This is a genomic window from Dermacoccus nishinomiyaensis, from assembly GCF_900447535.1.
In the GTDB taxonomy this organism is placed as follows: Bacteria; Actinomycetota; Actinomycetes; order Actinomycetales; family Dermatophilaceae; genus Dermacoccus; species Dermacoccus nishinomiyaensis.
In genome coordinates this window covers 1,373,838-1,389,837 of the sequence record NZ_UFXX01000001.1, presented here as the reverse complement: position 1 = coordinate 1,389,837, position 16,000 = coordinate 1,373,838, and the positions used below count along the sequence as shown (strand labels likewise).

At 70.1% G+C, this 16,000-nt stretch carries 10 protein-coding genes, 1 pseudogene and 1 riboswitch; of the genes and pseudogenes, 4 read left to right on the top strand and 7 right to left on the bottom strand.

All coding sequences use genetic code 11. The annotated features are described in order from the left end of the window. Position 1 precedes the first annotated feature (1 nt). The gene (locus DYE07_RS06515; protein WP_040014727.1) at positions 2-433 is read left to right on the top strand and encodes a nucleoside deaminase; all 432 of its coding nucleotides are present in this window, start codon (positions 2-4) and stop codon (positions 431-433) included. A gap of 12 nt (positions 434-445) precedes the next feature. Here the strand turns inward: DYE07_RS06515 and DYE07_RS06510 are convergent, their stop codons facing one another. From DYE07_RS06510 to DYE07_RS06495, 4 genes and pseudogenes are all read right to left on the bottom strand, one after another. After that, positions 446-1,729: a DUF4921 family protein gene (locus DYE07_RS06510; RefSeq protein ID WP_040014711.1), complete on the bottom strand. Its 1,284-nt coding sequence runs from the start codon at positions 1,727-1,729 to the stop codon at positions 446-448. 199 nt (positions 1,730-1,928) lie between these two features. Continuing rightward, the gene (locus DYE07_RS06505) at positions 1,929-3,458 is read right to left on the bottom strand and encodes a circularly permuted type 2 ATP-grasp protein (protein WP_006945728.1); all 1,530 of its coding nucleotides are present in this window, start codon (positions 3,456-3,458) and stop codon (positions 1,929-1,931) included. A gap of 24 nt (positions 3,459-3,482) precedes the next feature. Next, positions 3,483-4,247 (bottom strand): annotated as a pseudogene (locus tag DYE07_RS06500) (DUF72 domain-containing protein). Positions 4,248-4,535: 288 nt separating this feature from the next. Continuing rightward, entirely contained in the window at positions 4,536-4,871 is a 336-nt protein-coding gene (locus DYE07_RS06495; RefSeq protein WP_115296587.1) for a DUF4235 domain-containing protein, read from the bottom strand. A gap of 270 nt (positions 4,872-5,141) precedes the next feature. After that, positions 5,142-5,250: riboswitch (TPP riboswitch) on the top strand. Positions 5,251-5,305: 55 nt separating this feature from the next. Here DYE07_RS06495 and DYE07_RS06490 point away from each other — a divergent pair. From DYE07_RS06490 to DYE07_RS06480, 3 genes are all read left to right on the top strand, one after another. Next, the gene (locus DYE07_RS06490; RefSeq protein WP_115296586.1) at positions 5,306-6,400 is read left to right on the top strand and encodes a thiamine ABC transporter substrate-binding protein; all 1,095 of its coding nucleotides are present in this window, start codon (positions 5,306-5,308) and stop codon (positions 6,398-6,400) included. Between the two features lie 10 nt (positions 6,401-6,410). After that, complete coding sequence (locus DYE07_RS06485) at positions 6,411-8,084, top strand: ABC transporter permease (RefSeq protein WP_081873567.1); 1,674 nt, start codon at positions 6,411-6,413, stop codon at positions 8,082-8,084. A 140-nt stretch (positions 8,085-8,224) separates the two neighbouring features. Continuing rightward, on the top strand, positions 8,225-9,388 hold the full coding sequence (locus DYE07_RS06480; RefSeq protein WP_006945740.1) for an ABC transporter ATP-binding protein: 1,164 nt from the start codon (positions 8,225-8,227) through the stop codon (positions 9,386-9,388). A gap of 23 nt (positions 9,389-9,411) precedes the next feature. On the opposite strand, the gene DYE07_RS06475 is transcribed toward DYE07_RS06480, so the two are convergent. The 3 genes from DYE07_RS06475 to DYE07_RS06465 form a co-directional block, all read right to left on the bottom strand. After that, entirely contained in the window at positions 9,412-10,254 is an 843-nt protein-coding gene (locus DYE07_RS06475; protein WP_115296585.1) for a thioesterase family protein, read from the bottom strand. 97 nt (positions 10,255-10,351) lie between these two features. Next, the gene (locus DYE07_RS06470; protein WP_115296584.1) at positions 10,352-11,731 is read right to left on the bottom strand and encodes a M1 family metallopeptidase; all 1,380 of its coding nucleotides are present in this window, start codon (positions 11,729-11,731) and stop codon (positions 10,352-10,354) included. Continuing rightward, entirely contained in the window at positions 11,731-15,906 is a 4,176-nt protein-coding gene (locus DYE07_RS06465; RefSeq protein WP_115296583.1) for a Pls/PosA family non-ribosomal peptide synthetase, read from the bottom strand. The genes DYE07_RS06470 and DYE07_RS06465 overlap by 1 nt, the downstream gene beginning before the upstream one ends. Between the last annotated feature and the right edge of the window lie 94 nt (positions 15,907-16,000).

Below are 16,000 nucleotides of genomic sequence, written 5' to 3'. Positions count from 1 at the left end.
GATGGGGCGCGCGCTCGAACTGGCGCGTGAGGTGGGCGCAGCGGGAGACGTGCCGGTCGGAGCGCTCGTCGTCGATCCTGACGGCGAGGTGATCGGCGTCGGCGCGAACCTTCGTGAGGTCGACGGCGACCCGACGGGTCATGCGGAGATCGTCGCGATGCGGCGCGCTGCAGCGTCGCGAGGGGGCTGGCGCCTCGACGGCTGCACCCTCGTCGTCACGCTCGAACCGTGCCTCATGTGCGCGGGGGCAGCCGTTCAGGCGCGGCTGCCGCGCATCGTCCTCGGGGCGTGGGATCGCAAGGCCGGCGCCTGCGGCGGGCTGTGGGACGTCGTGCGCGACTCACGCTCGACCCACCGCATCGAGGTGGTCGGCGGCATCCGTGAGGACGAGTGTTCGGCGGTCCTCAAGGAATTCTTCGCGACCCGACGGTGACGCGCGCAGCGATCAGAGGCGGATGCCGGGGGCGAGGCGGCCCTCGTCCTGCAACCGGCGGAGCGCGGGAACGACGCGGTCGCGGACGCCCGCGGGGCTGATGGTGTTGAGGTAGATCTTCGTGCTGCCCTCGAACCCGGCGAGGTTGGCGATGCGCCACTTGAGCACGACGTGCCAGGGGATCTCGACCTCGCTCATGGACGGCGGACGGTGGTGCCACTCCTCGTTGCACGGCACGTCGGCTCCGGTCGCGGCATGCGCGGCGTGGACGAGGTCGGCCATTGCGTGACGTTCGTCGTCGGTCATGAGCCATGGCTCGCACGTGCCGGACGTCGACCAGATCTCGATGCTCGGGTAGCGGTGGCCGAACCCGGCGAAGGCGATCGCGTGAGCGTTCTCCGCGACGACGAGATCGTGGCTGCGCGCGTAGGCGATGAGTTCCTCGAACACGCGCGGATCGCGACGCGCCGCATCGATGTCGAGGTCGGTCGAGGTGCCGAACTCGTCGATGCCGACGATCTGCTTGTGCAGGTGGTCGAACGACGCGCCCGCCGGCTTGAGCCAGTTCTGGAAGGCCGCGACGTAGCGCACGTGCGGGTTCGTCGCGTACAGCTCGGCCATCGCGTCGATCGTCAGGTCGAGGTATTCGCGGTGCTCGGTCGGCGTCAGGGCGCCTGACGAGGCGAGCTGGTCGCTGCGCGTCGCGCCGTCGACGTAGTGGCGGCGGCCGACGATGACGTCATGGGTGCTCGCGAAGAAATCGCCTGCAGCGTCGAGGAGTTCGGCGTCCGTGGCGGCCTCGGCGCGCTCGCCGAGACGCACCCGCGCGAGGCGCAGCAGGTGTTCGCGCCCTCCGTCAGCAGCCTCGTAGGCGCGGCGGCGGGCCTCGATCGCGTCGTCGAACGTGTAGCCGTGGTTGGCCTGCCAGTAGTCGACCGACATGATCTCGAACAGGTTCGGGATGCGGCGGAACTCGGCGACCTGCGACGTCACCTCGGCCGGCGTCAGACCACGCAGTCGGACGAAGCGCGACCCCTCGGCGGAACCTGCGGCGAGGACCGAGCGCACCTTCTCCGGTGGCGTCTCGAGGTAGCGGTCGGAGCAGAACGCGCAGGACGACGTGAAGTCCTGCGCCACGAGGTCTTTGACATCAGGCGGGACGAGCCCGAGGGGACGGTCGCCGCGGCCGGGCACCGTCCACACCTTCGTACCGCTCAGCGGGTTGACCTGCTTCGTCGTGCCGTCCGCCATCGTGCGGATGAACTCGGTCGGCTGCTGGCTGGCGTCGCGCGTCATGTCTTCAGTCTCACCCACGGCGCCGCGCCCCGTCTCCTCTGCGTGCAAGTGCACCTGGGTGCACTTGCACGCAGAGGAGACGGGGCTGCGCGACCGGGCGCGACTCTGCGCAGGTTGGCGTAACTCTGCGCACGGTGGCGCGGCCGTCGACGATCGCGTCAGGGCGCTTCGAGCGTCGCACCGGGCCGCGATGCGGGCGTCAGCGTTGGATCCAGGTGTCCTTCGCGCCGCCGCCGGCCGAGACGTTGACGATCATCGTGCCCGCTGGGGCGACGCGCGTCATCGCTCCCGGTGTCGTGACGGCGACGGTGCGCGAGGCGTCCTGCCCGTCCGGGCGCTGCAGCACGAACGCGCGCAGGTCGACGTGGCTCGGCACGAACGAGCCGTCGACGAGCGTCGGCAGGGTCGACAACGGCACGATGTCCTGCGCGACGAAGCGCTCCGGCGTCTCACGGATCTCCCGACGGCGCGTCTCCAGCTCGTCGGCCGAGCACTCCGGGCCGACAGTGATGCCGCTGCCGCCGTAGCCGTCGATCGGCTTGACGACGAGTTCGTCGAGGCGATCGAGCACCTCCTCGCGGTGGTCCTCGCGGGCACACAGCAGCGTCGGCACCTGCGCGAGCAGCGGCTTCTCGCCGAGGTAGAAATCGATGATGTCGGGCACGAGCGCGTACGTCGCCTTGTCGTCGGCGAGGCCGTTGCCGGGCGCATTGACGATGGCGACCGCGCCCGCCGCGAGCACGTCACGCAGCGCGTCGCCGAGCGGACGACCGTCCGCGCCCTTCGCTTCGAACAGCTCGGTCTCACCCATGCGCGGGTTGAGCAGGTGCACGCGGTGACGTTCGCCGCCGTCGAGGCGCCACAGCTTGCCGTCGTCGACGACGAGGGCGTCTGCCGTCACGATGGCGGCTCCGACCTGGCCGCTCACGAGGTTCTGCTCGTACCAGGTCGTGTCCGTCGGGCCGGGGGAGACCATGCACAGGCCGATCTCGGCCTCGGCAACGCCACCGTCGACGAGTCTTGCGCTCGCGATGAGCGACTCGTGCAGCAGCCCGTACGTCCGGGTCGGGTGCTCGAGCGTCTCCGCGGGCGGCAGGATCTCGGCGAAGTGGTTCTCGAGCACCTCACGGTTGATGTGCGTCATGCCGAGCCCGCCGGGCATGCGCAGGTTGTCCTCGAGCACCATCCACTCGCCGGACGCGGGCGAGACGAGGTCGAGGCCGCAGATGCCGGCGCGGACGAAGTCAGCGGGCACCCGCTGGCCGTCCTCGGACCAGCCGGGCGAGCGACGCAGCATGTCGGCGTCGACGCGGCCCGCCTTGATGATCTCGCCGGGGCCATAGACGTCGCGCAGGAAGAGTTCGAGCGCACGGACGCGCTGCTCGGCGCCGGCGCTGAGCTCGGCCCAGCGCTCGGCCGAGATGATGCGCGGCACGATGTCGATCGGGTACGGGCGGTTGCCGTCCTCGGAGTTGATCGTCACGCCGAGCTCGGTCAGGCCCTTGCCGGCCGCTTCGAGGCGGCGCGACACCTCGTCGGGCCCGAGCGTCTCGATGCGCTCGATGACGGCCGCGTAGTCGGGGCGCAGCTCCGCATCGTCGGTGACGGATTCGTCGTGCACGCCCGGGGTCTCGGGTTCGTGCTCGCGGTATTCGCTGAACGCCACGGGGACGATCTCGCCCTCGGCGCCCTCGTCGTTCGTCGGGTTCGTGCCCTGTGCCGTGGTCATGGGGACGACGTTACGGCAGACGGCTCACGTGCGCTCGCGGACGAGGCGGCCCAGGGTCTGCGCGTTGGCGACGGCGGCGCCGTCGATGTCGTTGTTGAAGTACGCCCAGACGGTGCGTCTCTCGGTGAGCCGGCCGTCGATGCCGATTGCCCATGCAAGAAGGGCGTCGTCCGAGTAGCTGCCGCCATAGAGCTTGGCGCCCTTCGGGCCGTGGAAGCGGATGCAGACGTTCGAGGAGGTGACGCGGACGTCGGCGGTGTGCGTCTTCGGGGTGGGCCCGTCCATGACGACGTAGGCCGCGTCGTGGAGTTTGAGCAGCGCGAAGACCTCGTCGTCGAGCCAACTGTCGTGGCGGAATCAGACGGCGATGTCGAAGCGGCTCGGCATCGCAGTGAGGAAGGCGTCGAGCAGCGCATCGTCGCGTTGCAGAGCCGGGGGGAGTTGGACGAGGAACAGCCCGAGGCGGTCGCCGAGCGCGTCGAGGGCGGGGGTGATGTGCGGTAGCCATTCGTCGAGGGCGGTGAGGTGGCCGACGTGGGTGAGGCCCTTGGGGGCCTTGACGGTCATGCGGAAGCCGTCGGGCAGGCGGCGGTGCCAGCTCTCGAAGCTCGTGAGTGCCGGCCAGCGGTAGTAGCCGGCGTTGAGTTCGACGGTGTCGAAGAGGTTCGCCGCGTAGTACTCGAGGCGCACGCGGTCGGCGACGCCTGCGGGGTAGACGGTGCCTTTCCAGGAGGCGTACGTCCACCCTGACGTGCCGAGGCGCAGTTGCGCTCGGGTGGCCGTGCTCATGGCGTCAGCATGCCACCGGAGCGCGGCGTGATGTTCGGCCGGGACGTGAATGTGGACGAGATCCGCCGAGGTGGACGTGAATCGCGAATGTGGGCGAAATTCGCCGGTGTGGACGAAATTCGCGACGCTCAGTGATGCGTCGGCCAGAGACACGCGAGGAGGGCCAGGCAGAACCTGACCCTCCAAGCGAACAGCTCCATGCGCAACATGGACGCCCCCGAGTCTGCTGCACCGAGCGTGGGAGCCGAGCCCGCGAGGCTCCCACGCCGGAAAGCGGACGAAGGGGAATTACTCCATGACGACGACGGGCGCCTGGCTCTTGCCCTTCTGGGCTTCCTTGGCCTCTTCTTCGGCGCGCTTGACGAGGGCCTGCGGCGGGTGGCCGGCGGACTTGGTGAAGTAGTCGGCGGCGCGGCGTTCGGCGTACATCTTGGCGGCGGCGAGTGCGCCGGTGGAGATGGCGGCGTAGATCGCGGCTTCGATGATGCTGGCGTTCGGGTCCTTCGCGCTGCGCGGGCTCTTGCCGGTCGTCATCTTCCACGTCTTGGTTGCGGTGGTCGTCGCGATCTTGCTCGCGACGATGCCGGCGCCCATGCTCAGCACCTTCCACACGAGGTTGCCCATGGTGTTTCCCCTTACGTGTCGTCGGCCGTCGTGAGGCGTCGTCGAGCCTCGGGCCGTTGATGTCTTGGGTCCATCCTCGCGCGTGCATGTGTCGCTGCGCCAGTCGGCATGGTCATCAGCCCGGTCTGACGGGGGTGGGCGTCGTGGCGGCCGGCTCGTGCACGAGGGATCCGGCGTCGGCGTGAGGTGCGCACGAGCCGTCAGCGGGGATGCCGGAGTGCGAAGCGGGCCGAAGCGTGTCGTCCGTCGGTGGTCGGTGCTAATCTCACGCTCGAACGACAGGGGAGCGCAGTGTGCGCTGAGATCGTGCCGCATCCGGCACCAAACCCTCGAACCTGACCCGGTTAGCACCGGCGGAGGAAGTCGAGTTCTCACTCGTCGCGCGTACGTGCGGGCGACGACGTCCCTCACTGGCCGTGAGGAGGAACGTTCACATGATGTCTCGTGGTGGCCGCGCCGTGCTGGCGCTCGCGTGCGTGGGTGCGCTGGCGGCGTGCAGCGTCGACAACAACTCGTCGGGCTCGAAGTCGAGTTCAGCGGGCGGCTCGGGTGCGTCGGGTTCGGGCGCGTCGAAGACGGTCACGTTGGTGACGCACGAGTCGTGGGCGCCCGACAAGAACGTCATGGCCGAGTTCACGAAGCAGACGGGCTACACCGTCAAGGTCGTGAAGTCCGGTGACGCCGGTGAGCTCGCGAACAAGCTCGTGCTGAGCAAGAACAACCCGCTCGGTGACGTCGTGTTCGGCATCGACAACACGTTCGCCTCGCGTGTCACGACGAACGACGTCCTCGAGCCGTACAGCCCGAAGGGCGCGCCTGCGTCGGCGTCGAAGTACGAGCTGCCGGACGGCCAGGGCAAGGGGCAGCTGTCGCCGATCGACACCGCGTCGGTGTGCGTCAACGTCGACGACGCGTGGTTCACGAAGAACCACAAGACGAAGCCCGCGTCGTTCGACGACCTCGTCAAGCCCAAGTACAAGAACCTCATGGTCGCGCCGGGCGCGTCGTCGAGCTCGCCGGGCATGGCGTTCTTCCTCGCGACCGTCGGCCACTACGGCCAGGACGGCTGGGAGGCGTACTGGAAGAAGCTCATGGCGAACGGGCTCAAGCTGACGTCGGGCTGGAGCGACGCGTACGAGGTCGACTTCACCGGCAGCGGCAAGGGCAAGCGTCCGATCGTCGTCAGCTACGACAGCTCGCCGGCGTTCACCGTCGACAAGGCGGGCACGTCGACGACGTCGGCGCTGCTCGACACGTGCTTCCGATCGACCGAGTACGCCGGTGTGCTCAAGGGGGCGAAGAACCCCGACGGCGCGAAGGCGCTCATCGACTTCATGAACGGTGCGAGCTTCCAGAAGTCGCTGCCCGACTCGATGTACGTCTTCCCCGTCGACTTGAACGTCGAACTGCCCAAGGCGTGGGCGGCGAACGCGAAGCAGCCGACGAAGCCGATCGAGGTGTCGCCCGCCGACATCGACAAGAACCGTTCCGAATGGCTGACGAAGTGGAAGGACGTCACGTCCAAGTGACGCCCGAGCGATGAACGGCACCCGTGATGGTCTGCGTCGCGGCGCACGAGCCCGGGGCGCTCGCGCGCCGTTCGTCATGGCCGCGCTTGCCGTCGTCCCGCTCGTGTTCCTCGCGATCTTCTTCGCGTGGCCCGTCGCAGCGATGGCGGTGCGTGGGCTCGCGCCGGGTCGGCACGTCGATCTGGGCGGATTCACGGACGTCCTGACGCGCCCGCGCATCCTGCGCGTGCTGTGGTTCACCGTGTGGATGGCGGCGCTCGCGACGGCGTGCTCGGTGCTGCTCGGTGTGCCCGTCGCGCACGCCCTGTACCGGCTGCGCGTGCCGGGGGCGGGGGTGTGGCGCGCGCTCGTCGTCCTGCCGTTCGTCCTGCCGACGGTCGTCGTCGGCGTCGCGTTCCGGTCGCTGTTCGCCGACGGCGGCCCGCTTGCCTGGTTGGGCTGGGACGGCTCGTGGCAGCCGGTGCTGCTCGCGATGGTGTTCTTCAACGTGTCCGTCGTCGTGCGCACCGTCGGGCCGATGTGGGCGTCGCTCGACCCGCGCACGGCGGAGTCGGCGGCGGCACTCGGGGCATCACCGCGGGAGGTCTTCCGGACGGTGACGTGGCCGCAGCTGCGCCCCGCCGTCGTCAGCGCCGCGAGCGTCGTGTTTCTGTTCTGCTCGACGGCGTTCGGCATCGTCCTCATGCTCGGTGGCCTGCGCTACTCGACGCTCGAGACGGAGATCTACTCCCTCACCGTCGAATTCCTCGACCTGCGAGCCGCGGCGGTGCTGTCGGTGACGCAGTTCGTCCTCGTCGCGGCGCTGCTCGTCGTCAGCGAACGCTCGCGCATCGGGCGTCATGACGAGCGGGTGCGGCGTGGCGTGACGCAGCAGACGGCGCTGCGACGTCCTGGGCGCGGTGACGTGGCTGCCCTGACGCTCACCGCCGCTGTCGGGGCGCTCATCCTGGCGCCGCTGGTGACGCTGCTCGTGCGCTCGCTGCGTTCCGATGGCGGCTGGACGGTGCAGCACTATCGCGGATTGGGTGACCTCGGGGTCGTCGGTGCGCTCTCGCAGAGCTGGCGCATCGCGATCGACGCTGCGTTGCTCGCGCTCGTGCTGGGGGTGTGCGTCTGCGTCGTCGTGTCGTGGCGCGCGGCGAGCCCGAAGGGGCGGAGTGTCGTCCGGCTGCTCGACGCGGCGTTCATGCTGCCGCTCGGCGTCTCGGCCGTGACCGTCGGTTTCGGTTTCCTCATCACGCTCGACCGGCCGCCTCTCGACCTGCGTTCGTCGTCAGCGCTCATTCCGATCGCGCAGGCAATGGTCGCGCTGCCGCTCGTCGTGCGCACGCTGACGCCCGTGCTGCGCTCGCTGGACCCCCGTCCGCGCGAGGCGGCCGCCGCGCTCGGGGCCTCGCCGGTCCGGGCATGGATGACGGCGGATCTGCCGGTGCTGTGGCGACCCTTCGTCGCGGCAGCCGGGTTCGCGCTCGCGGTTTCGCTCGGCGAGTTCGGCGCGACGGCCTTTCTCGCGCAACCTGATTCGCCGACGTTGCCCGTCGTCATCTACCAGCTGATCGGGCGCCCCGGTGACGCCAACTTCGGTGGCGCGATGGCAGCGTCCGTCGTGCTCGCAGCCGTGACTGGCCTCGTCATGGTGGCCGTCGACAAGATCGGCGGCGTCGCCGCAGGGAGGATGGGCTGATGGTGGGACGACCCAGGCGAGGCGACGCCGGTCCGGCGTGGGCTGGTGGGACGCCGGTCGGTGAAGAGCGGGCCAACGGGATGCCGTCTGGTGGCGAGAGGTCCGACGGGTTGCGAGCCGGTGGGACGCGGTCCGAGGGGATGACGTCTGGTGGCGAGCGGGCCGATGGTGAGCGGGCCGCGGAGGCGGCGCGCGGGCTCGTCGTCAGCGGCGCCCGCGTGACGTTCGCCGGCCAGGAGTCACCGGCGCTCGACGACGTCGATGTCACCGTCGACGCCGGGCGCGTGCTCGCCGTCCTCGGCCCGAGCGGCTGCGGCAAGTCGACGCTGCTGCGCGCCGTCGCAGGCTTGCAGCGTCTCGACGCGGGGCGCGTCAGCTTCGACGGCGACGACGTGACGCGCGTGCCGACGCACAAGCGCGACTTCGCGCTGATGTTCCAGGACGGCCAACTGTTCGGGCACCTCGACGTCGCCGCGAACGTCGCCTACGGGCTGGCGCGACGTGGTGTGGGGCGCGCCGAGCAGGCCGCACGCGTCGGGCAACTGCTCGACCTCGTCGGGCTGCCTGGCTACGAGAAGCGTTCTCCCGCAACGCTTTCCGGCGGTCAACAGCAGCGTGTGGCGCTCGCGCGGGCCCTCGCGGTGCGACCGCGGTTGTTGCTCCTCGACGAGCCGCTCTCGGCCCTCGACAGAGGCCTGCGCGAGCGGTTGTCGACCGATCTGCGGGCCATCCTCACCGCCGAGAACGCGACCGCACTGTTCGTCACGCACGATCACGGCGAGGCGCTCACCGTCGCCGACGACATCGCCGTCATGCGCGACGGACGCATCGTCCAGCACGGTGCCGCGCCTGAGGTGTGGGCCGTGCCGTCCGACGAAGACACCGCCGATTTCCTCGGCTTCACGACGACCCTGGACCCCGACGAGGCGACAGCGGTGGGCCTCGCGCCGGGGCGTTGGAAGTTGCGTCAGAGTGCCCTACGGGTGGTTGCGACAGGAACGGCGTCCGGCTCCTCTTCGGGAGACGGTGTCGCAATGCGTGACGCCGGGGCGACGCATGGTTCCTCGTGGGGCGAAGCGGCCGGAGCGCGTGACGCCCGGGCCCCCCGCGCGCTGGCGGCGAGCATCGTGCACAGCGCGGTGGCGGACGAGTTGACGCGCGTGAGCGTCCGGCTCGATGCGCTGCCCATGCTGGAGCTGGCTGCTGTGGCCTACCCCGGCGACGTCGAACCGGCCGCGCTCGAGCCCGGCGCCCGCGTCGGCGTCGTGCTCGACGCCTCCCAGGGCGTGCAGTTCACCCACTGACGATTCCCGGGCAACATCGCGCGTCAGAGCTTGCGGACCGTCAGGCTCTGCGCGATGCGTCCGACGGGGCCGTGGATGTCGTGCAGTGACGTCATCGTGACGCCGAGCCCGCTCTCGCCCATCGCGACGGTGGTGTCGAATCCCGTTGCGGTGGGGTCGGGTTGGCGGAAGAGGTGCACCGTCAAATCGACGTTGGGGTACATCCACTCGCGCGGATCGACGCGGACGGCGATGCCGTTGGCGCCGTCGATGACGGAGAGGAAGTGCGTCGTCGGGGTGATCTGTTCACCCATGACGATCGGCAGCTGCGTGCGCAGCCAGACGCGGTGTCGGCCCGGCACGTAGGGTTCGGCCTCGTAGCCGTCGAGGGAGTGGATGAAGCCGCCCGGCCACATGCTCGACATGCTGTAGGGGGTGCATTCTTCGAGGGCCGGCATGGCGGGCACGTCGGCGCCCGCCACCGGCGAGGAATCCTGCTTCGACAGACGCCACGCGCGCCCGACGATGATGGTTCGTCCGTCGACGCTGAACGTCGCTTCGACGAGTTCGATCGTGCGGCCGGGGCGGATCGTGCGCACCGACACGAGCGTCGGACGCAGCGGGATGAAGCCGAGGACGTCGAAGGTGATCTTCGCAAGCTGCATGTCGTCGCGCGGCTCGTGCTGTTCGATGCAGTGCACCATGAGCCCTGCCGACGCGGCGAGGTGCTGCTCGCCCTCGTTCCAGGCGCCCTGCACGTGGATCGTCGGATCGAACAGGCGCGCGCCCTCGGGGGCTCCTTCGGGGGTCCCGAGGCGGGAGATGAAGTAGGCGTCGACGTCCTCGCGCGGGGTGAACGCGGGAAGCTCAGGTGCATCAGCTGGCATGCCCTCACCCTACCCATCTGGTGTGACCTGGATCGCTTCGGTGGCGGCGCCGCGTACCCATCTGCGATTCCTGTCCACATTCAGTGGCTCGAGCGGGTCAGACGCGCGTGGAGCCTGGCCCAGGCAGCTGCGGCAGGGGGAGGGTCTCGAGCCACTCGGCGATGAGGGCGCCCACGGGTTCGACGCCGGCTGCGGCAGCCACCTCGTCGGCGAGCCGCACGAACTGCTGCGTCGTCACCGTCTTGCCGGTGTTCTCGGCCACCCATCGCTGCAGCAGCGTGAAGAACGCGGCGTCACCCATCGTCAGGCGCAGGGCGTGCAGCGTCAGCGCTCCGCGCTTGTAGACGCGGTCGTCGAACATGTCCTTCGGGCCCGGATCGTGCAGGCGCAGATCCTTCGGCAGCCGCGACAGGCGCAGCCACGCCTCGCGCGCCCGCTGGTCGGCGCTCCCGAGATGGATCTCCTCGCTCCACAGCCACTCGCTGTAGCAGGCGAAACCCTCGTGGAGCCAGATGTCCTCCCACGACGCCGCCGTCACGGCGTTGCCGAACCACTGGTGCGCGAGTTCGTGCGCGATGAGGCGCTGCGCGTCCCAGCCGCGGTTCGCGAAGTTCGAACCGAACGTCGACAACGTCTGCGACTCGAGGGGGATCTCGAGCGGGTCGTCGGTGATGACGGCCGTGTACGAGGCGAAGGGGTACGCGCCGAAGCGCGAGGAGAAGAAATCGATCATGTGCAGCTGGTCGGAGAACGCCTCTCGGACCGGCTCACGCAGACGAGGCGGGAAGACGAGGCGGACGTCCGTCGGCTTCGCCTGGATCTGACGGGTCTGGTACGGCCCGATCTGCAACGTCGCCAGGTACGGAGACATGGGTGCCGTGCACTCGTACGTCCACGTCGCACGTCGGCCCGTGTGACGGCGGCGCAGCAGAGTGCCATTGGCGACGACGTGGTACTCGGCATCCGTCGTCACGGCGAAGCGGTAGACGGCCTTGTCCGCGGCACGGTCGTTGCACGGGAACCACGTCGGCGAACCGTGGGGCTGCGACGCGACGATGACGCCGTTCTCCAGCTCCTCCCAGCCCGCGTCGCCATCGGGCCCGCGCATCGGACCGGGCGAACCTTTGTAGGCGACGGTGACGGTGAAGCGCGCGCCCGGCGCGAGCGGCTGCGCGAACCGGATGAACAGCCGCGAACGCTCCTGGCCGAACCGCGCCATCTTCGCGCCCGACACCGTCAGCTTCGCGACCTTGAGCCGGTGATGCAGGTCGAGTTCGATCCGGCGCACCCCGCCGTCGTCGAGCGAGGCCTCCGGCACGTCGTCGACGATGCGGCAGGCGAGCACGGCCGTGGCGTCGAGACGGTTACCGGCGGGCGTGTAGTCGAGGGTCAGATCGTAGGAATCGACGCCGAACGCCAGATCGCCGTGACCCGGGACGTAGGGGTCGGCGCCGCCGCTCGGAGTGCTGCTGAACATCAGGAATCGCTTTCGGGTCGTGCGGTCGGCGTGGCGTCGCGTCCCTCGAAGGAGGCGCCGTTCGTGACGGGCTGCCCGTCGCCGGGGTGTTCGTCGGATGCTACCGGTGAGGACGGTTCGTCGTGGAACTCGACGTGGGTCGCGCCCTGCGAAGTGCGCGCCGCTTCGTCATCGTGCGCGACGGCGTCGTCGGTTTCCATCTCGCCGCCGTCGCGGCGGGCGTCGGCGGGGTTCTCGTCCTCGATCCACGGGCCGATGGGATTGCCGAGCCAGCGGGTCTTGTCAGGCACGCTCTCGCCGCGCATGACGAGGGACGTCGGCCCGACGGTCGCGTGTGTGCCGATCTTCGCGGCGGGCAGGACGACGCTGTTCGGGCCGAGCGTCGCGCCGGCGCCGAGGGTGACGGTGTCCATCGCGAGGATGCGGTCGTGGAACAGATGAGTCTGCACGACACAACCCGAGTTGACGCAGGCGCCGTCGCCGAGGCGGATGAGGTCGGCTTCGGGCAACCAGTACGTCTCGCACCACACGCCGTGGCCGATCTTCGCTCCCATCGCGCGCAGCCACAGGTTGAGCACCGGCGTGCCGCCGTTGGCGCGGATGAGCCAGGGCGCGGCGACGACCTCGGTGAACGTGTCGGCGAGTTCGTTGCGCCACACGAACGAACTCCACAGCGGGTATTCGGTGACGCGCAGGCGCCCGACCAGTAGCCACTTCGCGATGACGGCGGACGCCCCGCCGAGCGCGCCGAAGCCGACGAGCACGAATCCTGCCGTCAGCGCCGCCAGCCACCACGAGTGCGTGTCGGCGACCCACAGCATCGTCAGCGCTGCACCGGCGATGAGCGCCGAGTGCAGCGACTGCGGGATGATCCGCAGCGCCTCGACGACGGCGCGCGCGACACGCAGCTTTGTCGGCGGCGCGGTGGTACGGGAGGCGTCCGTCTCACCGGCCTGGCGGCGCAGACGTTGCGGCGGCGAGCCGAGCCAGCTCGTGCCCTTCTTCGCCGCCCCGCGTGCGGGCGCGGCCGACAGTACGGCGACGAGGCCGCGCTTCGGCACCTTGCGCCCGGGCGCGGCCATGCCCGAGTTGCCGATGAAGGCACCCTTGCCGACCTTGACGGGCGCGATGCGAATCCAGCCGCCGCCGAGTTCGTAGTTGGCGACGAGGGTGTCGTCGGCGAGGAACGCGCCCTCGCCGACGTCCGCCATCTTCGGCAGCATGAGCACGGTCGAGGCCTCGACCTCACGTCCGATCTTCGCGCCGAGCGCGCGCAGCCAATTAGGCGTCAGCGTGCTCGAGTAGAGCGGGAACAGCCAGGTGCGGGCCTCGTCGAGGATGCGCATTGTCGTCCACGCGCGCCAGCCCTGACCGCCGTGAATCGGGTGGTGGCCGGCGACGAGGCCGCGGCCGAGGGCGCGCACCGCAGCCAGGATGACGAGTGCCGTGACGACGAAACCGACGAGCGTCGCCGGGATGACGCCGATCGCGCCGATGCGGGCGATGTCCGCGACCGAGTCGGCGTGACGCAGCCAGGGCCACAGCACGGCCAGCCCGGCCGCCGAACCCACCGATGGGATGAGCGACGCGGCGATGCCCGTCGCGCCGTACGCGACGAGCCAGATCGGCTTGTTCGGCGGCGCCTGCTCGTCCCACGGGCCGCGTGCGGTGCCGATGTGCTCGGCAGGCGCCCCGGACCAGAGCTGATCGGCGGGCACCCGACCGAACACGCCCGAACCGGGAGCGATCTCCGCGCGCTTGCCGACGCGGGCGCCGGGCAGCAGCGTCGAGCGCGTGCCGACGCGGGCGTTCGGTCCGACCTCGATGCGTCCGAGATGGAACGTGTCACCGTCGATCCAGTGCCCGCGCAGCTCCACCTCGGGCTCGATCGAGCAGCCCTTGCCGAGCGTGAGGAAGCCGGTGACGGGCGGCAGGCTGTGCAGGTCGACGTGCTTCTTGATGTCGCAGCCGAGCAGGCGGCCGTAGAACTTGACGAGCGGCGCACCGGCGAGGTTGGTGGCGCCCAGTTCGTCGGCGATGCGTTCGGCGAGCCAGACGCGCAGGTGGGTGCGTCCACCGCGGCTGTACGCGCCCGGCGTCACCCCCGCGAGGATGGTGCGGGCGAATCCGGCGGCCAGCAGCATCCGCCCCGGCGGGGCGACGAACAGCACCCAGCCCACGAGGATCCACCACCAGCTCAGCGTCGGCACCCACGTCATGCCGGAGGCGTGCGCGAGGTTCGCGCCGGCACCCAACCACGTCAGCCAACGCAGCGCCGAGAACTGGCGTACAGCGAGCGACGCGACGACCTGCAACGTCTGCGTGCTGCGGCGCACCTTGACGACGTTGTCGTTCAATCGCCCGGTGGGAGAGGACATCTGGTCGATCGTCGCGGCGAGTTCGGTGATCGAGTTCGCCTCGTAGACGTCGGCGACGGTGATCTCCGGGTTCGTCTCACGCAGCCGCGCGACGAGCTGCGCCGCCGTCAGCGAGCCGCCGCCGAGGTCGAAGAAGTTGTCGTCCGGCGACGTCGGGGGAGTGCCCAGGATGCTGGCGAACAGCTCCTGCAGCCGCGCCGCCGTGCCCGTGAACGTCTCGCCGTCGCCGTCACCCATCGGGATCTCGAGGGGCCATGGCAGCGCATCGCGGTCGATCTTGCCGGAGGTGCGCGTCGGCAGCGTGTCGACGACGGCGAGCTGCGGCACGAGCGCCGCGGGCATCGTCTCGCGCAGGTGCGCGGTGGCGGCCTTGCGGTCGAAGCCGTCCTTGACGGTGAGGTAGCCGACGAGCAGCTTGTTGCCCGTCTCCGAGGTACGCACCGCCGCAGCCGCACCACTGACGTGCGGCAGTTGCAGCAGCGCGGAGTCGACCTCGCCGAGCTCGATGCGTCGGCCGTTGAGTTTGATCTGGTCGTCGGCGCGGCCTTGGAACGTCAGACCGATCGGATCGTTGACGACGATGTCGCCGCTTCGGTACGCGCGATCCCACCCGAGCGTCGGCATCGGCGCGTACTTCTCCGCGTCCTTGGCCGGATCGAGGTAGCGCGCGAGGCCGACGCCGCCGATGATGAGCTCGCCCGCCTCACCCTGCGGCACGGGGTTGCCCTCGGAGTCGACGACGGCGAGATCCCACCCGTCGAGGGGCAAGCCGATGCGCACGGGTGGCTCACCCGTCAGCTGCGCGGCGCAGGCGACGACGGTCGCCTCCGTCGGGCCGTAGGTATTCCACACCTCGCGGGCCTCGGTCGCGAGACGGGCACCGATCTCGGGCGGGCACGCCTCGCCGCCGAGGATGACGAGGCGGACGTCCTTGATCGCCTCGTGCGGCCACAGCGCGACGAGCGTCGGCACCGTCGAGATGATCGTGATGTCGTTCGCCGTCAGCCACGGCCCCAGATCCATGCCCGACTTCACCAGGCTGCGCGGTGCGGGCACGAGGCAGGCACCGTAGCGCCACGCGAGCCACATCTCCTCGCAGCTCGCGTCGAACGCGACGGACAGACCCGCCATGACGCGATCACCCGGCGCGATGGGTGCGTTCTGCAGGAACAGGTTGGCCTCGGCGTCGACGAACGCCGCAGCGTTGCGATGCGTGACGGCCACGCCCTTCGGCTTGCCCGTCGAACCCGAGGTGAAGATGATCCACGCGTCGTCGGTGAGGGCAGGGTCGCCGGTGCGCACGTCGTCATGCGCCGCGGCGTCGTCGGCGTGCGGCGCGCGGGGGCTGATGACGAGGTCCTTGCCGATGATGGCGGCGACGTCGGCCTCGCCGAAGACGGTGTCGGCGCGCTCGTCGGGGTCGTCGAAGTCGACCGGCACGTACGCGCAGCCCGCGACGAGCGTCCCCGCGATCGCGACGTACAGATCAAGGGTTCCCGACGGGATGCGGATGCCGATGCGCTCACCCGAACCGATGCCCAGCTCGTGCAGGGCGTCGGCGAACTGCTCTGCGGCCTGGGCGAATTCGGCGTACGTCAGCACGTCCTGGCCGTTGTCGACGGCCGGGTCGTCCGGGTGCGCGGCGACGCTCGCGCGCAGGATGTCGACGAGTGTGCGCGGCGCGGGAGCCAGATCGCCACGCAGCAACGGGTCGCGGGTTCCGGATGGCTCTGGCTCCGCAGCCTCCGGCTCGGTGGGAACAGGGGCTTGAGGCGTCGTGTCGTCGGGGCGCGTCATGCTCACGGATCCTGCCGTCGAGGTGTGGTGACACCTCATCGTAATGGGCAACGCTCCTCCCGACGGGTGTCCCCCGCGCACGCGCGATGCGTCG